20 protein-coding genes are annotated in these 20,330 nt (G+C 65.8%); 10 read left to right on the forward strand and 10 right to left on the reverse strand.

What is annotated here, in order from left to right; genetic code table 11:
* Positions 1-415: 415 nt before the first annotated feature.
* Both GV068_RS06725 and GV068_RS06730 read right to left on the reverse strand, forming a co-directional pair.
* A complete protein-coding gene (locus GV068_RS06725) occupies positions 416-1,963 on the reverse strand; it encodes a phospholipase D family protein (RefSeq protein ID WP_159696599.1) in 1,548 nt (515 codons plus the stop codon).
* The gene (locus tag GV068_RS06730) at positions 1,964-2,743 is read right to left on the reverse strand and encodes an enoyl-CoA hydratase (protein WP_159696600.1); all 780 of its coding nucleotides are present in this window, start codon (positions 2,741-2,743) and stop codon (positions 1,964-1,966) included.
* Between the two features lie 160 nt (positions 2,744-2,903).
* Here GV068_RS06730 and GV068_RS06735 point away from each other — a divergent pair, with 160 nt between their 5' ends.
* Positions 2,904-4,121 (forward strand): MFS transporter, encoded by a 1,218-nt coding sequence (locus tag GV068_RS06735; protein ID WP_159696601.1) that lies wholly within the window; start codon positions 2,904-2,906, stop codon positions 4,119-4,121.
* A 4-nt stretch (positions 4,122-4,125) separates the two neighbouring features.
* Here the strand turns inward: GV068_RS06735 and GV068_RS06740 are convergent, their stop codons facing one another.
* On the reverse strand, positions 4,126-5,355 hold the full coding sequence (locus tag GV068_RS06740) for a murein transglycosylase A (RefSeq protein ID WP_159696602.1): 1,230 nt from the start codon (positions 5,353-5,355) through the stop codon (positions 4,126-4,128).
* An 18-nt stretch (positions 5,356-5,373) separates the two neighbouring features.
* On the opposite strand from GV068_RS06740, the gene GV068_RS24910 reads away from it, so the two are divergent.
* The gene (locus GV068_RS24910) at positions 5,374-5,526 is read left to right on the forward strand and encodes a hypothetical protein (RefSeq protein ID WP_201303250.1); all 153 of its coding nucleotides are present in this window, start codon (positions 5,374-5,376) and stop codon (positions 5,524-5,526) included.
* Here the strand turns inward: GV068_RS24910 and apaG are convergent, their stop codons facing one another.
* On the reverse strand, positions 5,527-5,901 hold the full coding sequence (gene apaG / locus GV068_RS06745) for a Co2+/Mg2+ efflux protein ApaG (RefSeq protein WP_159696603.1): 375 nt from the start codon (positions 5,899-5,901) through the stop codon (positions 5,527-5,529). It abuts the gene before it with no gap.
* Positions 5,902-6,057: 156 nt separating this feature from the next.
* Here apaG and rpe point away from each other — a divergent pair, with 156 nt between their 5' ends.
* The 8 genes from rpe (at position 6,058) to GV068_RS06785 (ending at position 12,952) form a co-directional block, all read left to right on the forward strand.
* On the forward strand, positions 6,058-6,729 hold the full coding sequence (gene rpe / locus GV068_RS06750) for a ribulose-phosphate 3-epimerase (RefSeq protein WP_159696604.1): 672 nt from the start codon (positions 6,058-6,060) through the stop codon (positions 6,727-6,729).
* The gene (locus GV068_RS06755; protein ID WP_159696605.1) at positions 6,729-7,427 is read left to right on the forward strand and encodes a phosphoglycolate phosphatase; all 699 of its coding nucleotides are present in this window, start codon (positions 6,729-6,731) and stop codon (positions 7,425-7,427) included. The genes rpe and GV068_RS06755 overlap by 1 nt, the downstream gene beginning before the upstream one ends.
* Positions 7,428-7,617: 190 nt before the next feature.
* The gene (gene trpE, locus GV068_RS06760; protein ID WP_159696606.1) at positions 7,618-9,114 is read left to right on the forward strand and encodes an anthranilate synthase component I; all 1,497 of its coding nucleotides are present in this window, start codon (positions 7,618-7,620) and stop codon (positions 9,112-9,114) included.
* Position 9,115: 1 nt separating this feature from the next.
* A complete protein-coding gene (locus GV068_RS06765) occupies positions 9,116-9,679 on the forward strand; it encodes an aminodeoxychorismate/anthranilate synthase component II (RefSeq protein WP_159696607.1) in 564 nt (187 codons plus the stop codon).
* 193 nt (positions 9,680-9,872) lie between these two features.
* On the forward strand, positions 9,873-10,910 hold the full coding sequence (trpD, locus tag GV068_RS06770) for an anthranilate phosphoribosyltransferase (protein ID WP_159696608.1): 1,038 nt from the start codon (positions 9,873-9,875) through the stop codon (positions 10,908-10,910).
* Between the two features lie 10 nt (positions 10,911-10,920).
* Positions 10,921-11,553 carry a LysE family translocator gene (locus tag GV068_RS06775; RefSeq protein ID WP_159696609.1) on the forward strand — a complete coding sequence of 211 codons (633 nt, stop codon included), beginning with the start codon at positions 10,921-10,923 and terminating at the stop codon, positions 11,551-11,553.
* Positions 11,554-11,563: 10 nt separating this feature from the next.
* The gene (gene trpC, locus GV068_RS06780) at positions 11,564-12,364 is read left to right on the forward strand and encodes an indole-3-glycerol phosphate synthase TrpC (protein ID WP_159696610.1); all 801 of its coding nucleotides are present in this window, start codon (positions 11,564-11,566) and stop codon (positions 12,362-12,364) included.
* Positions 12,365-12,457: 93 nt separating this feature from the next.
* A complete protein-coding gene (locus GV068_RS06785) occupies positions 12,458-12,952 on the forward strand; it encodes a TonB C-terminal domain-containing protein (RefSeq protein ID WP_159696611.1) in 495 nt (164 codons plus the stop codon).
* 4 nt (positions 12,953-12,956) lie between these two features.
* Here the strand turns inward: GV068_RS06785 and GV068_RS06790 are convergent, their stop codons facing one another.
* The 6 genes from GV068_RS06790 to GV068_RS06815 form a co-directional block, all read right to left on the reverse strand.
* Positions 12,957-14,264: an amidohydrolase gene (locus GV068_RS06790; protein WP_159696612.1), complete on the reverse strand. Its 1,308-nt coding sequence runs from the start codon at positions 14,262-14,264 to the stop codon at positions 12,957-12,959.
* Between the two features lie 80 nt (positions 14,265-14,344).
* Positions 14,345-16,174: a M61 family metallopeptidase gene (locus GV068_RS06795; protein WP_159696613.1), complete on the reverse strand. Its 1,830-nt coding sequence runs from the start codon at positions 16,172-16,174 to the stop codon at positions 14,345-14,347.
* 83 nt (positions 16,175-16,257) lie between these two features.
* Positions 16,258-16,830, reverse strand: coding sequence for an NTP transferase domain-containing protein (locus GV068_RS06800; RefSeq protein ID WP_159696614.1), 573 nt, complete (start codon positions 16,828-16,830; stop codon positions 16,258-16,260).
* 5 nt (positions 16,831-16,835) lie between these two features.
* Positions 16,836-19,049 carry a xanthine dehydrogenase family protein molybdopterin-binding subunit gene (locus tag GV068_RS06805; RefSeq protein ID WP_159696615.1) on the reverse strand — a complete coding sequence of 738 codons (2,214 nt, stop codon included), beginning with the start codon at positions 19,047-19,049 and terminating at the stop codon, positions 16,836-16,838.
* A gap of 10 nt (positions 19,050-19,059) precedes the next feature.
* Complete coding sequence (locus GV068_RS06810) at positions 19,060-19,518, reverse strand: (2Fe-2S)-binding protein (RefSeq protein WP_159696616.1); 459 nt, start codon at positions 19,516-19,518, stop codon at positions 19,060-19,062.
* Positions 19,519-19,598: 80 nt separating this feature from the next.
* Positions 19,599-20,318, reverse strand: coding sequence for a DsbC family protein (locus GV068_RS06815; protein WP_159696617.1), 720 nt, complete (start codon positions 20,316-20,318; stop codon positions 19,599-19,601).
* Positions 20,319-20,330 lie beyond the last annotated feature (12 nt).

The raw sequence follows: 20,330 nt of genomic DNA on the forward strand, positions 1-20,330 counted from the left end.
TGCTGCCATCGGTATTGCTACCGAGTCGCTCACTCAAGATACTGACCGTTATCCCATTGCTGGGACAACGCTTAATACTTTTGTGAACATTTGATAATTTAAGTATGCAGCTGAACAAGTCAGCTGGCACCTTCATCAAACGCCCACACTTATCGACTGTTGATTGTTAAAGATCGGTATTCTGTACTACCTTGCTGCACCGTGCGAAGCGTTGTGTTCGTCAGCAGCAGAGAAGTGAGATTATGCAGTGTTTCGCGACAATCGTCAAGTCCCTCATTTTTCTTCGTTGCAGATTTTCTCTGCCAACCTTGCCAACTTAACCATCTGATTTTGTTGGCTTTTTCGGTCGTTCCGAAGAGGAGGCGAACTATAGCAAACCGCCCGGTCGTCCCGCAAGATCTCGCGCGATCTTTTTTTAGAGAAGCCAGTCGATCGGCAACAAGGACAGTATCTGGACACCGGCACGCTGCCAAATTGTCGTCCCCGGCTCCTGGTCATGCCGCCGCAGCTTTCCATCTGCACGCTCGAGCCAGTACAACCTGCCCTGCTCGTCCATGCGGACCTCGTAGGCGCGTTCCGGCATGTTTTCGTCCAGCGTCTGGCTCAAGCGCCCCGCCATTGGCGGGCTGTCGATCACGAATCCCATCTCGGTATTCAGGTCGACCGAGCGCCTGTCCATATTAAAGGAGCCGATGAACACGGTCCGCTCATCGACGCCGAAGGTCTTGGCATGCAAGCTGGAAGCGGAGCTGCCGAAGCGTCCCTTCCCCGTATCGGGAAGCGCCGGCCCTGCGCTACGGCGCAACTCATATAGCAAGATGCCGGCTTCGAGCAGTTCGCGCCGCCATTTCGCATACCCGGCGTGTACCGCTGCGACATCGGTCGCCTCCAGCGAGTTGGTCAGCACCCGTACCCGCACCCCGTTACGGGCGAAGTCGCCCAGCGACTTTGCCGCGGCCTTGCTGGGAACAAAATAAGGAGAGACCAGGTCGACCTCCTGCTTCGGCTCTCCCAGCAGCGTGCGCAGGCCATCGGCCAAGCGTTCTCCCGGCTCGACCTCGCCCAGCACTTTCGCCGGCGGATCGCTGACCAGGCGCGTAAGGTTCCACTCCAGCGGCAGCTGCTGCCGCTGGAGTTGGCCGACGAAGGGCGAGGTGGCGATCGCCTCCAGGTAGCGCCGTGCCTCGGGCTGCCTGCGAAACGCGGTGGCCCGTTCGGGCAAGGCCTCCAGAGGCTCGGCATCGGCGGCGTCCACCAATGCCGTGACAGGATAGGCGGACGCACTGTTCCAGTATTTGTCGAAATCCCGCGATACCTCGCGCACCACCGGCCCGACCGCCATCACGTCGAGGTCGACGAACAGCATGTCACCGGCGGCGCCGAAGTACTCGTCCCCAACGTTGCGCCCGCCGACGATGGCCACCTGGTTGTCGACGGTGAAGGACTTGTTGTGCATGCGGCGATTGAGCCGGCTGAAATCGGTGAGGTAACCGAGCCCGCGCCAGCGCCGCATGGCGAAGGGATTGAACAGGCGCACCTCGATGTTGGGATGGCGGTCGAGGGCGGCGAGAACGGGATCGAGTCCGCCGGTATTGTTATCGTCCAGCAGCAGGCGCACGCGCACACCGCGCGCCGCGGCGCTGCGCAGTGCGTCCAGCATCAGGGTGCCGGTCAGGTCGTCGCGCCAGATGTAATACTGGACGTCGAGGCTGCGCTGGGCGCTGTGGGTCAGCAGCACGCGCGCCGCGAAGGCGTCGCGGCCGTCGACCAGGGGATGGACGCCGGAACGTCCGGGATGCGCGGCGGCGAGCGGGGCGATCGCCTGGCCCAGCGGCGTGGCGTCGAGGCCCTCCAGCGCCACGCTGGCGGTGCGCTGCCCCAGCGGCGGCAGCGCGCTGCAGCCGTACACCGCGACGGCGACGACGACCAGCGCCGCCGCTCCTCGCCGCAGCGCCGCTTTCATTTACATGCCTTCGAAGTTCGGCTTGCGCTTCTCGAGGAAGGCCGACATGCCTTCTTTCTGCGCAGGGGTGCCGAAACCGGCGTGGAAGTAGCGGCGCTCGTAGCGCACGCCTTCGGTCAGCGGCATCTGGTACGCCTGGTTGACGCAATCCTTGATCTGCATGGCCACCGACACCGGCATGTCGGCGATGCCCTGGGCGATCTTGACCGCTTCTTCCATCACGCTGTCGGCCGGGTACACGCGCGACACCAGGCCGGTGCGCTCGGCTTCAGCGGCATCGATCATGCGGGTGGTGAGCAGCATGTCCATCGCCTTCGACTTGGAGATGGCGCGCGGCAGGCGCTGGGTGCCGCCGGCGCCCGGGGTCACGCCGACCTTGATTTCCGGCTGGCCGAACTTGGCGTTGTCGGCCGCGATGAGGAAGTCGCACATCATGGCCAGTTCGCAGCCTCCGCCCAGGCAGTAGCCCGACACCACGCCGACCACCGGCTTGCGGATATTCAGGATGTGCTCCCAGTTGCGGCCGATGTAGTTGCCCGGATAGGTATCGGCCGCGTAGGTGTAGTTCGCCATGGCCGCAATGTCGGCGCCGGCCGCGAAGACCTTGTCGCTGCCGGTCAGGACGATCACGTTCACTGCCGGGTCGGCGTCGAACTTGTGCAGCGCCTCGCCCAGCTCGTTCATCATGTTGTCGTTCAGCGCATTCATGGCCTTCGGACGGTTCAGGCGGATCACGACGACCTTGCCGTGGTTTTCGATCAGCAGATCTGCATATTCCATGTGGCTTTCCCTTGTCAGGTTGGACGGATTGCCGGGATTGTAACGTCTCGCGCCCCAGCAAACACGGTATGATCGTTTGTTCAGCAATATTCTGTGCGAGATCACTATTCCTCCGTTCGTCACCCAATGGCTCCGGCAGCGCATCCCCGCCGATTCGGTGATGCGCAAACCCGATTTCCGCCGCTTCTGGTTCAGCAGCATCCTGGCCCACTTCGGCGCCCAGATCACCCTGCTCGCCCTGCCGATCTGCGCGGTCCTGATGCTGCACGCGACGCCGGCGCAGATGGGCACCCTGGCCGCCTTCGAATCCCTGCCCTTCCTGCTCTTCGGCCTGCCCTCGGGCGTGCTGCTGGACCGCAGCCGGCGCCTGCCGGTCATGATGGCGAGCGATGCTGTGGTGGCGATCGCGCTCGCCAGCGTGCCGCTGGCCTGGTGGCTCGGCATCCTGAGCATCCACTGGCTGTACGCGGTCGGTTTCGTGATCGGCGCCGGCCACGTGGTGGGCGGCAGCGCGGAGCAGGTCTTCCTCACCTTCCTGGTCGGACGCGAAGGCCTGGTCGACGCGCAGTCGAAGTTCGCGGCCACGGAATCGGCGGCGCGTGTCGTCGGCCCCGGCATGGCGGGCGGCCTGGTGCAGCTGCTGGGCGCGCCGATCGCGATCCTCTGCAACGTCGCCGGCTTCATCGTCTCGCTGCTCAACCTGCGCCGCATCCGGGCACGCGAACCGCAGCCGCCGCCGTCGAACGCGCATCCGCTGCGCGACATCCAGGAAGGCCTGGCTTTTGTGTGGCGCCAGCCGCTGCTGCGCACCTTGGCCTGGGTATCCGCTTGCTGGCACCTGCTTTTCTACGGCTACACCGCCCTGCACGTGATCTTCGCCACGCGCGTACTCGGCATGAGCGCGGGGACCATGGGGATGGCGAACATGCTTGGTGGCCTGGGCGTGCTGGCGGCTTCGCTGCTGGTCAAGCCGCTGTCGAAGCGTTTCGGCACCGGCGGCGGCATCCTGGTCGGGCTGTGCGTGTCGGCGCTGGGCTTCGCCCTGGTCCCGGCGATCCCGGCGGCGCTGTTCGGCAGCGCGGGATGGACGGTGGCCGCCTACGCGATGGTGGTGTTCTGGATCGACTGCGGCGCGACGCTGTTCTTCGTGCCCTACATCGCCCTGCGCCAGCGCGTGACGCCGGACGCGGTGCTGGGCCGGATGGTGGCGACGATGCGCGCGCTGACCGTGGCCGCGGCGCCCCTCGGCGCCCTGCTGGCGGGCGCGCTGGGCGAAGGCTTCGGTGTGCGCACGGGCCTGGGCTGCATCGCCGCCGGCGCCGTGCTGCTGGCGGCCGGCGGTGTGTTCGGCACGCGCCTGAGGGAAGCGAACGCGTGATCGATCAGGGTGCGGGACGCGGCAGCAGCACCCAGACCTGGCCGCGCTGCTTCATCTTGCCCGCGCGGTCGACTGCATCCGGGCCGAAACCATAGAAGAAGTCGGCCCGCACCGCGCCGCGGATCGCGCCGCCGGTGTCCTGCGCCATCATCAGGCGCTGCATCGGCACTTCGCTGGCCGCTTCCGTCGTCGCCAGGAACAGCGGCGCGCCGAGCGGGATGAAGGAAGGGTCGATCGCCACCGAGCGGCCAGGCGTGAGCGGCACGCCCAGCGCGCCCTTCGGCCCAAGCGAGGGATCCGGCAGCTTTTCTTCGCGGAAGAAGATATAGCTGGGGTTCACGTTGAACAGCTCCTGGCGCCGGTTCGGATTGGCGACGATCCAGGCGCGGATGCCCTGGGCCGTGGCCTGCTCCGCCGTGAGTTCGCCCTGCTCCACCAGCCAGCGGCCAATCGCCTTGTAGGGATGACCGTTCTGGTCGGCGTAGGCAACGCGCACGGTCTCGCCGCTCTCGAACTGCACCCGTCCCGAGCCCTGCACTTCGAGGAAGAAGGCCTCCACCGGATCGTTCACCCACAGCAGTTCCTTGCCGTTGAAAGGGGCGCGCGCGATCTCGGCGCGGCTGCTGTACGGGACCACGGTCTTGCCGGACAAGCGCCCGCGCAGGCGCATCCCCTTGAGCTGCGGGTAGAGGCTGCCCAGGTCGACGGTAAGCAGGTCGTCCGGCACCCGGTAGAGCGGGGTCTGGTAGGCGCCGCCGCGCTTGCGCGACCCATACAGCATCGCTTCGTAGTAACCGGTGATCAGGCCCGTATCGGCGCCATCGGCGGCGCGCACCAGGTTCGGCACGAACCAGGTCTCGAAGAAGCGCCGCACGGCCGTGCCATCGCCCGCATCGAGGGCGCGGGCGGCCGCGCACACCGCTTTCCAGTCGGCCTTGTTGGCCAGGCCGCGGCAGGACTGCAGGAAGGCCGGCATGGCCTGGCGCAGGTCGTCCTGTTCCCAGCCCGGCAAGGCGCCGAAGGTGGTCGGCGTCATCAAGGGCGTGGGCGCCGGCGGCTGCACCGGCGGGGTCGGCTGCACAGGCGGGGGCGTCGGCTGCTCCGGCACGTAGACCGGGCCGACCGGCGCCGGCATGCGCACCGGTGGTTGCGGCTGCGGCGTGGTGGTCGAACAGGCCGCCAAAAAGGCGACGAGGGCAAGCGAAGCGGTTACACTGCGGCGTGGTAATGGCATGAGGACATAAGGACCGATATGTGGATCTTGATGGTGGAAGCCGGCGTGGCGATGTTCCTGCTCGTCTTTATCGTGTGGTGGACGATGTTCGCCGGCCGCAAGGACATTCCGGAAGACGAGCCGGTGCGAAAAGAGCGGCCCGACGAGGGCCGCGACGTCAATCAAAAATAATCAGTGCAGCGCGCCCGGCTGCGCCAGCACGAACTCGGGAATCGGGACTTCGAAGCGGTGGCCATCCTCGGCCACGCAGAAGTATTCGCCATACATCGAGCCTTGCGGCGTGCCGACCTGGGTGCCGCTGGTGTATTCGAACTGCTGGCCCGGCTGCAGCAGCGGCTGGTGGCCGACCACGCCGAGGCCGCGCACTTCCTGCACTTGGTTGGCGGCGTCGGTGATGACCCAGTGGCGCGAGATCAGCTGGGCGGCGATGCTGCCCGTGTTCCTGATCGTGATGGTGTAGCTGAACACGAACTGGTCCCGCTCCGGGTTGGACTGCTCCGGCAGGTACTGGGTCCTGACGGAGACAGCGAATTCATAGGCGGACATCGGCTTTCCTTGCGTGATCGTCAACATTGCACAAGCGCCCTGTATGGCGCAAACGACAATCATACCGCGCAGCGCCATTCTGGGGCGCAGCACCCGGAGCATGCGGACGCCTCATCGGCGTAAAATAGCGGCTTCATTTATCCAGCACGACCTTTCATGACTACCTACCGCATCGCCCCCAGCATCCTGTCCGCCGATTTCGCCCGCCTCGGCGAGGAAGTGCGCAATGTCGTCGCCGCCGGCGCCGACATCATCCACTTCGACGTGATGGACAACCACTACGTCCCGAACCTGACCATCGGCCCGCTGGTGTGCCAGGCGATCCGCCCGCACGTGCAGGTGCCGATCGACGTGCACCTGATGGTCAAGCCGGTCGACCGCATCATCCCGGACTTCGCCAAGGCCGGCGCCAACATCATCACCTTCCACCCGGAAGCGTCGGAACACATCGACCGCACCCTGCAGCTGATCCGCGATAACGGCTGCAAGGCCGGCCTGGTGTTCAACCCCCACACCCCGCTGCACTACCTCGAGCACGTGATGGACAAGATCGACATGATCCTGATCATGTCGGTCAACCCGGGCTTCGGCGGCCAGTCCTTCATCCCGCAGGCCCTCAAGAAGATCGCGCTGGCGCGCCGCATGATCGATGAATCGGGCCGCGACATCATGCTGGAGGTCGATGGCGGCATCAAGGCCGACAACATCGCCGAAGCTGCCGCCGCGGGCGCCGACACCTTCGTCGCCGGTTCGGCTATCTTCGGCAAGCCGGACTACAAGGCCGTGATCGACGCGATGCGCGGCGAACTGGCCAAGGTCGGCAAGTAATGCGGAGCGGCGCAGCACGCATCCGGGCTGTCATCATCGACCTGGACGGCACCATGTTGGATACGGTGCCCGACTTCGAGGCGGCCCTGAACGGCATGCGCGCCGACCTGGGGCTCGCCCCGATCACGCAAGAAACCATCAAGCCGCTGGTCGGCAAGGGCTCCGAAAAGCTGGTGCGCGACGCCCTGCTGCTCGACTGGGATGCAGCGCGCGTGGACGCGGTGTTTGATGAGGCCCTGGCCGGCTACCAGCGCCACTACCTTGCCATCAACGGCGATCGCAGCACGCTGTTCGACGGCGTGCTCGAAGGCCTGGCGGCGATGAAGGAACAGGGCCTGCGCCTGGCCTGCGTCACCAACAAGCCGATGGCCTTCACCACGCCGCTGCTGGCGCAGAAAGGCCTGGCGCCCTGGTTCGAGCTGGTCTACGGCGGCGATTCCTTCCCGAAGAAAAAGCCGGACCCGATGCCGCTGCTGGGCGTGTGCAGCGCATTCGACCTGTCACCGATGCAGGTGGTGGCAATCGGCGACTCGTCGAACGACGCCGAGGCGGCGCGCGCAGCGGGCTGTTTCGTGCTCACCGTGCCATATGGTTATAACCACGGACGGCCTATACAAGAAATTAAATCTGATGGTATAGTGGTTTCGCTGCTCGACGCAGCCGCGCTCATATCTGCGCATAACCAGACCTCAAAATAAGTCATCTATACATGTTTTTCACCAAAAAACACACTGTCAACCAGACCGGCGCCCTTGAGGCCTGGCTGTGGCGACGCTGGCAATCCTGGGCTAACTAACCCGTCTTGATTGCTGTCGGCTGCGCTTGCCCGACAGGTTTTTTGAAGTGAACCACCGCCCCTCCCTTCACCTGGGCGGTCTGGAGATAAGCATGACCGAACTCGAATTCAAATCGCTGGCCAACCAGGGCTACAACCGCATTCCTTTGATCGCGGAAGCTTTTGCTGACCTCGAAACCCCGCTCACGCTCTACCTCAAGCTGGCCCAGTCGCAGCAGACCGGCAAGAACACCTTCCTGCTCGAATCGGTGGTCGGCGGCGAGCGCTTCGGCCGCTTTTCCTTCATCGGCCTGCCTGCTTCCACGCTGATCCGCAGCACCGGCAAGCGCCTCGAAGTCGTCAAGAACGGCGAAGTGATCGAGACCCACGACGGCAACCCGCTCGAATTCATCGAGGCTTACCAGGCGCGTTTCAAGGTCGCCCTGCGTCCCGGCATGCCGCGTTTCTGCGGCGGCCTGGCCGGCTACTTCGGCTACGACACCGTGCGCCACATCGAGCGCAAGCTGGAAAACAGCTGCCCGCCGGACGAACTGGGACTGCCGGACATCCAGCTGATGCTGACCGAAGAACTGGCGGTGATCGACAACCTGTCGGGCAAGCTCTACCTGATCGTCTACGCCGATCCCTCGCATCCGGAAGCCTATGGACGCGCGCGCCAGCGCCTGAAGGACCTGCGCGTGATGCTGCGCCGGAGCGTGGATGCGCCGGTGACCTCGAGCTCGGTGCGTACCCAGGAGGTGCGCGACTTCAGCAAGGAAGACTATCTGAAGGCGGTGGCGCGGGCCCACGAATACGTGATGGCGGGCGACCTGATGCAGGTGCAGATCGGCCAGCGCATCCGCAAGCCTTACGTCGATTCGCCGCTCTCGCTGTACCGCTCGCTGCGTTCGCTGAACCCGTCGCCCTACATGTACTACTACAATTTCGGCGACATGCAGATCGTCGGCTCCTCGCCGGAGATCCTGGTGCGTAACGAAGCCTTGCCCGAGGGCGGCAAGAAGGTCACGCTGCGCCCGATCGCCGGCACCCGCACGCGTGGCGCGACGCCGGAACGCGATGCCGAACTGGCGGCCGAACTGCTGGCCGATCCGAAGGAGATCGCCGAGCACGTAATGCTGATCGACCTGGCGCGCAACGACATCGGCCGCATTGCGGACACCGGCAGCGTGAAGGTCACCGACCGCATGGTCATCGAGAAGTACTCGCACGTGCAGCACATCGTCTCCAACGTGGAAGGCAAGCTGAAAGACGGCATGTCGAACCTGGACGTGCTGCGCGCTACCTTCCCAGCCGGGACCCTGACCGGCGCGCCGAAAGTGCGGGCGATGGAAGTCATCGACGAACTCGAACCGGTCAAGCGCGGCATCTACGGCGGCGCGTGCGGCTACCTGTCGTTTGGCGGCGAGATGGACGTGGCGATCGCGATCCGCACCGGCGTGATCAAGGACGGCAACCTGTACGTGCAGGCCGCAGCCGGCATCGTGGCCGATTCCATCCCCGAGATGGAATGGCAGGAAACGGAAAACAAGGCGCGCGCCGTGCTGCGCGCGGCCGAACAGGTCCAGGACGGCCTGGATGGGGAGTTCTGACATGCTGCTAATGATCGATAACTACGACTCGTTCACCTACAACATCGTCCAGTACCTGGGCGAGCTGGGCGAGGACGTGCGCACGGTGCGCAACGACGAGATCACTTTGAAAGATATCGAAGCGTTGGGGCCTGAGCGCATCTGCATCTCGCCGGGACCGAAGGCGCCGAAAGACGCCGGCATCTCGCTCGACATCCTGCGCGAATTCAAGGGCAAGCTGCCGATCCTGGGCGTATGCCTCGGCCACCAGGCGATCGGCGAAGCGTTTGGGGGTAAGGTCATCCGCGCCAAGCAGGTCATGCACGGCAAGACCTCGCTGATCGCGCACACCGGCGAAGGCGTGTTCAAGGACTTGCCGAGTCCCTTCACCGTGATCCGCTACCACTCGCTCGCGATCGAGCGCGCTTCGCTGCCCGACTGCCTGGAAGTGACCGCGTGGACCGACGACGGCGAGATCATGGGCGTGCGCCACAAGGAATACGACATCGAAGGGGTGCAGTTCCATCCCGAGTCGATCCTGTCGGAGCACGGCCACGCGCTGTTCAAGAACTTCCTCGCGCGCTGAGATTCACTGCCAGCCTAAAGACCGTCGTTCCGGCGAAGGCCGGAACCCAATTTTGCGTGAACAGCCACTACTGTTCGAGCTAGTGGTTCGCAGCGAACTTGGATTCCCGCCTACGCGGGAATGACGGAGCTTAGGGCGCGGAGCGAGCGATGTGCTAGCGACTAGCAAACGATTTTCAAACACTGGACCCGCCATGCCGATCACCCCACAAGAAGCCCTGCTGCGCTGTATCGAACACCGTGAGATCTTCCACGACGAGATGCTGCATCTGTTCCGCCAGATCATGTCGGGCGAGATGTCACCGACCATGGTCGCGGCACTGACCATGGGCCTGCGCGTCAAGAAGGAAACCATCGGCGAGATCACCGCCGCCGCGCAGGTGATGCGCGAATTCTCGACCAAGGTGCCGATGGCCGACACCACCAACCTGCTCGACATCGTCGGCACTGGAGGCGATGGCGCCCATACCTTCAACATCTCGAGCGCGGCGATGTTCGTGGCTGCCGCCGCCGGCGCCCGGGTGGCCAAGCACGGCGGGCGCAGCGTGTCCTCGTCCTCGGGCAGCGCCGACCTGATCGAATCGCTGGGCGCCCAGATCGACCTGAAACCGGAGCAGATCGCCCAGTCGATCGCCCAGACCGGCATCGGCTTCATGTTCGCGCCCAACCACCACGCCGCCATGAAGCACGTGGCGCCGGTGCGCCGCGAACTGGGCGTGCGCAGCATCTTCAATATCCTGGGGCCCCTGACCAATCCGGCCGGCGCGCCGAACATCCTGATGGGCGTGTTCCACCCCGACCTGGTCGGCATCCAGGTGCGCGTGCTGCAGCGCCTCGGCGCCCAGCACGCGATGGTGGTCTGGGGCCGTGACAACATGGACGAGGTCTCGCTCGGCGCCGGCACCCTGGTGGGCGAGCTGGTCGACGGCGAGATCCGCGAATACGAGATCCACCCGGAAGACTTCGGCATGGCGATGATCTCGAGCCGCAACCTGAAAGTGGCCAACACCGCGGAGTCGAAGGAGCGGGTGCTGGAAGCGCTGCGCGGCGAACCGGGTCCGGCCACCGACATCGTGGCGCTCAATGCCGGCACCGCGCTGTATGCGGCCGGGGTTGTTTCGTCGATCGAGGAAGGATTGGCGAAAGCCCGTGCTACGATCGCGTCCGGCGCGGCCCTGGCCAAGCTCAAGCAATTCGTCACCGTCACGCGCCAGCTCGGCGGCCTCTCCTAAGGAATACAGCATGTTCGGAATCCATGATCTCCCGCTCTTCATCATTTCCGGACTGCTCCTGAACATCATGCCGGGTCCTGATTCGCTCCTGATCATGACCCGCAGCGCCACCCAGGGCTGGCGCGCCGGCGTCGCGGCCTCGCTGGGCATCGGCGCCGGGACGATGGTGCACATCTGCGCCGCGGCGCTCGGCCTGTCGGCGGTGCTCGCCACCTCGGCAACGGCCTTCACCGTGGTGAAGCTGGTGGGCGCCGCCTACATCCTCTACATGGCGGTCGGCCTGCTGCGCAGCCGCAAAGGCGACGGCAAGAGCGTGGCGCCGGCCCTGCCCGCCCTCCCCTACCGCAAGATCTTCGCGCAGGGTTTTCTCACCAACGTGCTCAATCCGAAGGTGGCGCTGTTCTTCCTGGCCTTCGTCCCGCAATTCATCCATGCCGATGCGCCGAACAAGGCGCTGGCCTTCATCCTCCTCGGCTGCATCTTCAACTTCAACGGCATGCTGTGGTGCTGCGGCCTGGCCTTGAGCACGGCCAAGGCCAGCGAACGCATCAAGCTGAACCCGAGCGTCTCGCTATGGCTCAACCGCGTCACCGGCAGCCTGTTCGTCTGGCTCGGCGTGAAGCTCGCACTGTCCAAGCAATAAGGCTTTTCCTATGTCCGATATCCTCAACAAGATCCTGGCCGTCAAGGCCATCGAGGTCGCCGCCGCCCAGAAGCAGCGCGACCTTCACAGCCTGCGCCGCGATGTCGAAAGCGATGCCGAGGCACGCCGTGACATCCGCGGCTTCGAGAACAGCCTGCGCGACAAGATCGCGGCGGGCCATGCCGGCATCATCGCGGAAGTGAAGAAAGCCTCGCCCTCGAAAGGCGTGCTGCGGCCCGACTTCCAGCCGGCGGCGATCGCGCAGAGCTATGCGGCGCATGGCGCGGCCTGCCTGTCGGTGCTGACCGACGTGCAGTTCTTCCAGGGTTCGAGCGACTACCTGCGCCAGGCGCGCGCGGCCTGCACGCTGCCTGTCATCCGCAAGGACTTCATCGTCGATCCCTACCAGGTGTACGAGGCGCGTGCGATGGGTGCGGATGCGATCCTCCTGATCGTATCGGCGCTGGACCACGGCCTGATGGCGGAACTGGAAGCCTGCGCCCATGACCTGGGGATGGACGTGCTGGTCGAGGTGCACGACGGCGAGGAACTGACGGCGGCGCTGAAGCTCAAGACCCGCCTGGTGGGCATCAATAACCGCAACCTGCGCACGTTTGAGGTGTCGCTCGACACCACCCTCGGCCTGTTGGAGCGCATTCCGGCGGAGCGCCTGGTGGTGACCGAATCGGGCATCATGGGCCCGGCCGATGTGCAACGGATGCGCGAGGCCGATGTCCACGCCTTCCTGGTCGGTGAAGCCTTCATGCGAGCGCCGGATCCGGGCGTCGAATTGCAGAGGCTGTTCGGCTAGCGCGGGATCGCACGCGCACGGAACTCCGGATGATGAGCAGCGTCGAAGCTAAGCGCCCCCGAGGCGCCAACCTGCGACGCACCTTCATCCGCCATGAACATTTCTCTTCGCAGTAAAGCGCTTCTCGCCACCCTGCTGGCCCTCCTGGCCGGATGCGCCAGCCCACCGCCGCCTGTCTCCGTCGAAGAGCGCGGCACGGTCGCCATCGAGACGGTGTCCGGACCGACGCCGGCGCCATCCCCACCGCCATCGCTGACGCTCGACGCCTACAAGGCGCACGTGGCGCGCCACATCCTCGAACGCAATGCCGACCGCAGCTTCAGGGGGCGCCTGCCGCCCATGCTGCCGGCCATCGTGGTGGTCAGCATCACGGTGGACCGGGACGGGCAACTAACTGACGTGCGGGTGCAGCGCTCGCGCGACCCGGATGCCTCGCGCGTTGCGCTGGCCTCGATGCTGCGCAGCGGGCCCTTGCCGCGCCCCCACGGGTTGCTCGCCGCGAACAGCAGCGCGATCACCTTCTCGGAGACCTTCCTGTTCGACCGCGACTACCGCTTCCAGCTACGAAGCCTGGCCGGCCCCCAGTAAGGCGTCAGCGGCCGAGGACGTTCAACACCGCCAGGCTCATCGCCTGCGCCGCGGTCTTGATCGACGGTTCCGGCACCGGCGCGTAGAAGGGCGAGTGGTTGAAGGCGATCGGCTTGCCGCCTTCGCGCTCCGCTTCCGCCACGGCCTTCGGGTCGTAGACGCCGGTGAAGAAGAACATCGAGGGCACGCCCTCGTTGACGAACAGCGAGAAGTCTTCGCTGGCTGTCATGGCCGGCATGCGCTGGGCGTTGGCGGCGCCGAACGCGTCCTTGAACACGGCTTCGGTCTTGTTCACCAGCGCTTCGCTGTTGACGATGGCCGCGCCGCCGCTGATCAGCTGCACGTCGGGCGCCGGCGCCCCGGCCATGGCGGCCGAGGCATTCGCCACGCGGCGCACGCCATCGAGCAGCTTGGCGCGCACGGCCGGGCTGTAGGAGCGGATGGTGCCGCGCACCTGCACGCTGTCCGGGATGATGTTGCCGACGGTACCGCCCTGGATCGCGCCGATGGTCACGACGCCGAATTCCTTCGGATCCTTCTCGCGGCTGACGACGGTCTGCACGTCCACCACGAAGCGCGCGGCAATGGTGATCGGGTCGAGCGACTTGTCCGGCGCCGAGCCGTGGCCGCCGCGGCCCTTGAACACGATCTCGATCGCGTCCGAGTTCGACGAAACCGGGCCGGCGTTGAAGCCGACGGTGCCGTAGGCCAGCGGCCAGGAATGCAGGGCAAACGCGTAGTCGGGCTTGGGGAAGCGCTTGAACAGGCCGTCGTCCAGCATGGCCCTGGCGCCGGACACGATCTCTTCCGCCGGCTGGGCGATGAACACGAGCGTGCCCTTCCACTTGCCCTTCATCTCGGCCAGCGTGCGCGCGGCGCCCAGCCAGCCGGCCATGTGGACGTCGTGGCCGCAGCTGTGCGTGACGAAGCTTTCGCGGCCGTCGCTCACTGTTTTTGCGCGGCTGGCGTACGGCAGGCCGGTCTTCTCTTCCATCGGCAGGCCGTCCATCTCCGTGCGCACCAGCACCGTAGGACCGGCGCCGTTCTTCAAGACCGCGACGATGCCGGTCTTGCCCACCTTTTCCGTGACCTCGAAGCCGAGCTTGCGCATTTCAACAGCCAGCTTGCCGGCGGTGCGCACTTCCTGGAAGGCGATCTCCGGATTGGCGTGCAGGTCCTTGTAGACCGTGTCGAGCCAGGGGTACATGCCCCCCACCCGCGTGCTGACGTCGGATTTGAGGGCAGCGGGAAGCTGGGCGGATGCGGATGCTGCGCAGAGGGAGAGGACGGCGGCGATCAGGGCAGATTTCATTGAGCCTCGGTGCGAGTTCACGTTGAACGAGTGGGGTAAATCGGGCCAGTGGCCCGATTTACGAGCCGCCCACCCTACGGTTAGATGCTGCTGGGGCGCTTCAGGGCTGTCGATTTTTTGCCGGCGACGGCTTGCGACAGGGTGATGCCGGGTACGCGGTCGCCCTGCAGCGTCACCTCGAACTCCATCAGCTCGTCGCGGCGGAAGGCGTGCACCTTGACCTTGTCGCCCACGCGGTAGCGGCACAGCAGGGTATCGACGTTGGGCGGATTGCCGCTGGCGCGAAGGCCGTCGATGGCGATGATGACGTCATGCGCCGACAGGCCGGCGCGGTGGGCGGCGCCGCCCTCATGGACCTGGCTCAGCTTCGCGCCCAGCGGATCGCGGCCGATATTGGCGTCGAGCGAGGGCTTGCCGCCCTTGCGCTCGTCCACCAGCTTGAGGCCGAAGGGGGCGTACAGCTTGGCCAGCGGCAGGTCGTCAAAGCCACGGACCCAGCGTTCGAACTGGGTGCGCAGGCGGGTTCCGGCCACCTCGTCGAAGATCGCCTCGACTTCGGCTTCCGTCACGCCGCGGCCCGCGCCATTGTAGAAGTCGCGTCCGAAGCGCTCCCACAGCGCCAGCATCACGTCGTCCAGCGATTTGGCGCCACCGGTCTTGGCGCGGATGGTCAGGTCGAAGGCCAGGCCGATCAGCGAACCCTTGGTGTAGTAGCTGATGATGGCGTTCGGCGAATTTTCGTCCTGGCGGTAGTACTTGCTCCAGGCGTCGAAGCTGGAATCGGCCACGCTCTGCTTCAGGCGCCCGCTGCCGCGCAGGACACCGCCGATGGTTTTCGAGAGCAGCTTGAAATAGGTCGCTTCGCCGATGATCCCGGCGCGCACCAGCATCAGGTCGTCGTAGTAGCTGGTGAAGCCTTCGAACAGCCAGAGCAGCGGCGTATAGTTCTCGACCTGCAGGTCGTAGGGGGCGAACACGGCGGGCTTGATGCGCTTGACGTTCCAGGTGTGGAAGTATTCGTGGCTGCACAGGCCCAGGAAGCGCAGGTAGCCCTCGCCCGGTTCGGCGCTCTTCGGCGTCGCCAGGCTCGGCAGGTCGGCGCGGGCGCAGATCAGTGCGGTGGAGGCGCGGTGCTCGAGGCCGCCGTAGCCGTCGCCCACCGCCATGGTCATGAACACGTAGCGGTCCATCGGCGCGCGCTTGCCCTGCGGGTCGAAGAAGGCGATCTGGGTTTCGCAGATGGCTTTCAGGTCGGCCTGCAGGCGCGCCATGTCGAGGTTCGGCACGCGGCCGGTGATGACGATGTCGTGCGGGATGCCGTGCGCCTTGAAGGTAGCCAGTTCGAACTCGCCCATCTCGACCGGATGGTCGATCAGTTCGTCGTAATTGGCCGCGGCATAGGTGCCGAAGCCGTAGCGCTTGGCGCCCAGCTCCCGCATCGCGGTGGCCACGCGCCAGCCCTTGGCGAGCGGATCGCCGGGGCGCTGGATGTCGACCTGGTGCGCCACGTCCTCCTGCCCCACCACGCGCAGGAATACGCTGGTGCCGTTGAAGAAGCCGTGGGTCTGGTCGAGGTGGGCGGCGCGCACCGACAGGTCCCAGGCGTACACCTCGTAGTGCAGGGTCAGCGGGCCGCTGACGCCCGCCGCGCGCCAGGAATGCTTGTCCAGTTTCGTGAGCAGGACGTCCTGGCCGCCGCTCTCGGCGCGGATGCGCACGATGTTGCGGGCGAACTCGCGAATCATGTAGCTGCCCGGGATCCATGCAGGCAGTGCGAACACCTGTCCGTCCGGGCTGGGTGCCGCTACCGTGACCGTGACATTGAACAGGTGGCCGGCCAGGTCCTTCGGAACGATCGTGTAGAGGATGGCTGGCTGCTCGGGCTTCTTTTTCTGGGAAGGTTTTTTCATATTGATAGGATGATCATGCGACCGGAATATGCTCCCTAGTGTAATCGGATTCGATCACGTCTGGAAACTTTGACATGCATATGTCATCCTGGCAGGTCCGCCGGTGTATCGATGTCGCGAAGGATGCCCGGATCGTCGACCTCGACCTCGGTTACCGGGTGCGCCTGCAGCAGCCGGCGTGCGCCCTGGTCGCCGCCAAGGCCCAGCAGCGCGTCACGATGGGAGCCTGCGAACGCGACCGGATTGCCGCGCCGTCCGCCATGGACCGGGACCGCGATGCCGGCGCCTCCCACGACGGCATCGCGCAGCGCAGCCAGGGTGGCCGCCCGAACGAAGGGCATGTCGCCCAGCGCCACCAGCCAGCCCTCGGCGGGCAAGGAATGGCGGATGGCGTGCACCAGCGAGGCGCCCATGCCGGTATCGGCCTCCGGGCACAAGCTGACCTCGCAGCCGAGCGCGCGCAGGAGATCGGCGACGCCGCCATCGTCGGGCGGCACGACGGCAATCACACGGGGAACACAAGCGAGGAGAAGACGCGCGCTGGCGACCACCACGGGGTCGCCGCCGGCGAGCTGCTGGAGCAGCTTGTTGTTCCTGCCTTCAGGATCGAAGCGGCGGCCCCGACCGGCGGCGAGCAGGATGCCGGTCGGTTCCATGCGCGTCAAGCCGTGGCGAGGTCGAACGGCAGCTTGCGCAGGCGCTTGCCGGTCAGCCGGAACACGGCGTTGGCAAAGGCCGGCGCCAGCGGCGGCAGGCCCGGCTCGCCGATGCCGGTCGGCGGCTCGTTCGAGGGCACGATGTGCACCTCGACCTGCGGCATCTCGTGGTGGCGCGCCACCACGTAATCGCCGAAGTTCTGCTGCTCGACCACGCCGTCCTTGAGCGTGATCGCGGCGCCCGGCAGGGTCATGCCGAGGCCCATCAGGGCCGCGCCCTGCACCTGCGCCTCGATCGACAGCGGGTTGACCGGCTGGTTGCAGTGCACGCCCGCGACCGCGCGGTGCAATTTCGGAACACCCTCGACCACCGAGGCTTCGACCACATAGGCCACCACCGTGCCGAAGGACTCGTGCACGGCCACGCCCCAGGCGCGGCCCTTCGGCAGCTTGCGCGTACCGTAGCCGGACTTGGCCACCGCCAGGTCGAGCGCCGCACGATGGCGCGCGTGCTTCTCGCCCATCAGCCCCTTGCGGTAGGCGACCGGGTCGAGCTTGGCGGCATGGGCCGCCTCGTCGATCAGGGTCTCCATGACAAAGGCGGTGTGGGTCGAGCCCACCGAGCGCCACCACAGCACCGGCACGTTCTGCGTCACGCCGTGCACGCTCAGGTTCATCGGCACGGCATAAGGCTCGCCCATGCCTTCGATGGTGGTGCCGTCCACGCCGTTCTTGACCATCATCGGCTCGAACAGGGTGCCGGCCATGATCGACTGGCCCACCACCTTGTGGTCCCAGGCCACGATCTGGCCCTTGGCGTCGAGGCCGATATCGGCGCGGTGCACATAGGCCGGGCGGTAATAGCCGCCGCGGATGTCATCCTCGCGACTCCACACCACCTTGACCGGACCGCTTTTACCTGCTGCGCGCCAGGCCTTCGCGATGCGCACGGTGTCGCCCATCCAGTCCGAGGCCGGCACCGCGCGGCGGCCGAAACCGCCGCCCGCCATCATCGTGTTGATCGTCACCTGCTCCGGCTTGAAGCCGAGCAGCCCTGCGGCGACCTGCTGGTCGACGGTCTGGAACTGGGTGCCGGCCCAGATGGTGCAGGCATCATCCTTCAGGTCGACCACGCAATTGAGCGGTTCCATCGGCGCGTGCGCCAGATACGGGAACTCGTAGACGGCCGATATCTTGTGGGCCGCGCTTGCCAGCTTCGACACGTCGGCCGCGCGCGCCACGCTGCCGCCCGGCGCCTTGGCCAGCTGGCGGTATTCCTCCAACTGGCGTGCGCTGTCGACCTTTGCGACGGCGCTGCTATCCCATTCGGCCTGCAGCGCCTCGCGGCCCTGCTTCGCCGGCCAGTAGCCGGTCGCGAACACGGCGACGCCGCGCGCCCCTCGGTCCAGCTCCACTTCCAGCACCTCGACCACGCCCTTGACTGCGCGCGCCGCGGCGGCATCGAATTTCGCCACCTTCGCGCCGAACACCGGCGGACGTGCGATCACCACGGTCAGCGCATTCTCCGGCTTGAAGTCGATGCCGAACTGCTGGTGGCCGCTCGACTTGGCGCGCGCGTCGATGCGGCGCATCGGTTTGCCGATGTAGCGGAACGCCTTGGCATCCTTGAGCACCACGGTGGCGGGCACCGGCTGCTTCATGGCGGCGTCGGCCAGCGAACCATAGCTCGCCTTCAAACCGTTCGGACCGAGCACCATGCCTTTCGACGTCGTGAGCTTGGAAGGATCGACCTTCCACTGCTCGGCCGCGGCCGCGACCAGCATGGCGCGGGCGCGCGCACCGATCTCGCGGTATTGCGTGAAGCCGCGCGCAATGCTGCCTGAGCCGCCGGTGATCTGGATGCCGAAGGCCGGATCCTTGTAGACGTCGCCGGCCGGCGCCAGTTCGCCGCGCATCTGCGACCAGTCGGCGTCGAGTTCTTCCGCGATCAGCATCGGCAGCGAGGTGTGCACGCCCTGGCCGAATTCGAGGCGGTTGACGATGACAGTGACGCTGTTGTCGGGCGCGATGCGCAAGAACGCATTCGGCGCATACACCTTGGCATCGGCGGCGTTGGCAAAGCGGTTGGCGCCCGGCAGGGTGAAGCCGAGCACCAGGCCACCTGTGGCGGCAGCGCCGGCTTTCAGGAAGCCGCGGCGCGACAAGCCGGCGCCTGCCGAACGTGCAACGGCGGCGCGGTCGATCCAGTCGAATTTCATGGTGCGCTCCTCAGGCGAGGGTCTTGGCGGCATCCTTGATGGCCGCGCGGATCCGTTGGTAGGTGCCGCAGCGGCAGATGTTGCCGCTCATCGCGTTGTCGATGTCGGCGTCGCTCGGGCGCTTGTTGGTGCGCAGCAGGGCCGCGGCGCTCATCACCTGCCCGCTCTGGCAGTAGCCGCACTGGGGCACGTCGTGCTTGACCCAGGCATCCTGCACGGCCTTGCCGACCTTGTCGTTTTCCATCGCTTCGATGGTGGTGATCTTTTGGCCCTGCACGCTCGAAATCGGCGTGACGCAGGAGCGGATCGGGTTGCCGTCCAGGTGCACGGTGCAGGCGCCGCACAGCGCCGCGCCGCAGCCGAACTTGGTGCCCGTCATGTTGAGGTTGTCGCGCAGCGCCCAGAGGATGGGCGTGCTGGGGTCGGCGTCGACCTGGAGGTCGCGCCCGTTGATGTTCAAGGTGACCATGTACTGCTCCCTGTTTGGACTGCCTGTTATTGACTTCGTTATGCGTGGCGACCTTGCCGCCACGGTGCTGCTGCTTCTTTTTACTTGAGCGAATCGAGCTTGGCTTCCAGGCCCTTCAGGTCGATCGCGCCCGGGATGCGCGAGCCGTCGGTGAAGAAGATCGCCGGGGTGCCCTGGATGCGCAGCTTCTGGCCGAGCGCCAGCACCTTGTCGTTCGGCGACTCGCAGGCGGCGGGTGCCGTCGGCGGCAGCTTGCCGTTGATCATCCAGTCATCCCAGGCCTTGACGCGGTCGGCCGCGCACCAGATGTTCTTCGACTTCACGAACGAATCCTCCGACAGGATGTTGTACATGAAGGTGTAGATGGTGACGTTGTCGATTTCCTTGAGCGTGGTCTGGCGCAGGCGCTTGCAGTAGCCGCAGTTCGGGTCTTCGAACACGGCGATCTGGCGCTTGCCGTTGCCCTTGACCTGTTTCAGCGCCATCTCGAACGGCAGGTCGGTGAACTTGATCTTGTTGATCTCGTCGACGCGGGAGCGGGTCAGGTTGGTCGAGGTCTTGGTGTCGTAGACGTGGCCGATGAACAGGTATTCGCCCTTCTTGTCCGTGTACAGGATGTCGCCGGCGACGCGCACTTCGTACAGGCCGCCATAGGGGGTCTCACGGATCGCTTCGATCTTGGCGCCGCCCAGGCGCGGTTCCAGGGCCTTCTTGATGGTGGCCTCGGTGGTGTTCTGCGCCTCGACGCAAGATGCGAGCAGGCCCGTCGCCAGCAGCACGGCGACCTTCGTTTTCAACATGACAATTCCTTA

Origin of the sequence: Massilia sp. 9I (assembly GCF_902506415.1) — a bacterium.
Lineage (GTDB): Bacteria > Pseudomonadota > Gammaproteobacteria > Burkholderiales > Burkholderiaceae_D > Telluria.

What these genes read in the sequence shown, in the direction of transcription:
- GV068_RS06725 (WP_159696599.1), bottom strand. Translation starts at nt 1,963, where the DNA reads ATGAAAGCGGCGCTGCGGCGAGGAGCGGCGGCGCTGGTCGTCGTCGCC.
- GV068_RS06730 (WP_159696600.1), bottom strand. Translation starts at nt 2,743, where the DNA reads ATGGAATATGCAGATCTGCTGATCGAAAACCACGGCAAGGTCGTCGTG.
- GV068_RS06735 (WP_159696601.1), top strand. Translation starts at nt 2,904, where the DNA reads ATGCGCAAACCCGATTTCCGCCGCTTCTGGTTCAGCAGCATCCTGGCC.
- GV068_RS06740 (WP_159696602.1), bottom strand. Translation starts at nt 5,355, where the DNA reads ATGCCATTACCACGCCGCAGTGTAACCGCTTCGCTTGCCCTCGTCGCC.
- GV068_RS24910 (WP_201303250.1), top strand. Translation starts at nt 5,374, where the DNA reads ATGTGGATCTTGATGGTGGAAGCCGGCGTGGCGATGTTCCTGCTCGTC.
- apaG (WP_159696603.1), bottom strand. Translation starts at nt 5,901, where the DNA reads ATGTCCGCCTATGAATTCGCTGTCTCCGTCAGGACCCAGTACCTGCCG.
- rpe (WP_159696604.1), top strand. Translation starts at nt 6,058, where the DNA reads ATGACTACCTACCGCATCGCCCCCAGCATCCTGTCCGCCGATTTCGCC.
- GV068_RS06755 (WP_159696605.1), top strand. Translation starts at nt 6,729, where the DNA reads ATGCGGAGCGGCGCAGCACGCATCCGGGCTGTCATCATCGACCTGGAC.
- trpE (WP_159696606.1), top strand. Translation starts at nt 7,618, where the DNA reads ATGACCGAACTCGAATTCAAATCGCTGGCCAACCAGGGCTACAACCGC.
- GV068_RS06765 (WP_159696607.1), top strand. Translation starts at nt 9,116, where the DNA reads ATGCTGCTAATGATCGATAACTACGACTCGTTCACCTACAACATCGTC.
- trpD (WP_159696608.1), top strand. Translation starts at nt 9,873, where the DNA reads ATGCCGATCACCCCACAAGAAGCCCTGCTGCGCTGTATCGAACACCGT.
- GV068_RS06775 (WP_159696609.1), top strand. Translation starts at nt 10,921, where the DNA reads ATGTTCGGAATCCATGATCTCCCGCTCTTCATCATTTCCGGACTGCTC.
- trpC (WP_159696610.1), top strand. Translation starts at nt 11,564, where the DNA reads ATGTCCGATATCCTCAACAAGATCCTGGCCGTCAAGGCCATCGAGGTC.
- GV068_RS06785 (WP_159696611.1), top strand. Translation starts at nt 12,458, where the DNA reads ATGAACATTTCTCTTCGCAGTAAAGCGCTTCTCGCCACCCTGCTGGCC.
- GV068_RS06790 (WP_159696612.1), bottom strand. Translation starts at nt 14,264, where the DNA reads ATGAAATCTGCCCTGATCGCCGCCGTCCTCTCCCTCTGCGCAGCATCC.
- GV068_RS06795 (WP_159696613.1), bottom strand. Translation starts at nt 16,174, where the DNA reads ATGAAAAAACCTTCCCAGAAAAAGAAGCCCGAGCAGCCAGCCATCCTC.
- GV068_RS06800 (WP_159696614.1), bottom strand. Translation starts at nt 16,830, where the DNA reads ATGGAACCGACCGGCATCCTGCTCGCCGCCGGTCGGGGCCGCCGCTTC.
- GV068_RS06805 (WP_159696615.1), bottom strand. Translation starts at nt 19,049, where the DNA reads ATGAAATTCGACTGGATCGACCGCGCCGCCGTTGCACGTTCGGCAGGC.
- GV068_RS06810 (WP_159696616.1), bottom strand. Translation starts at nt 19,518, where the DNA reads ATGGTCACCTTGAACATCAACGGGCGCGACCTCCAGGTCGACGCCGAC.
- GV068_RS06815 (WP_159696617.1), bottom strand. Translation starts at nt 20,318, where the DNA reads ATGTTGAAAACGAAGGTCGCCGTGCTGCTGGCGACGGGCCTGCTCGCA.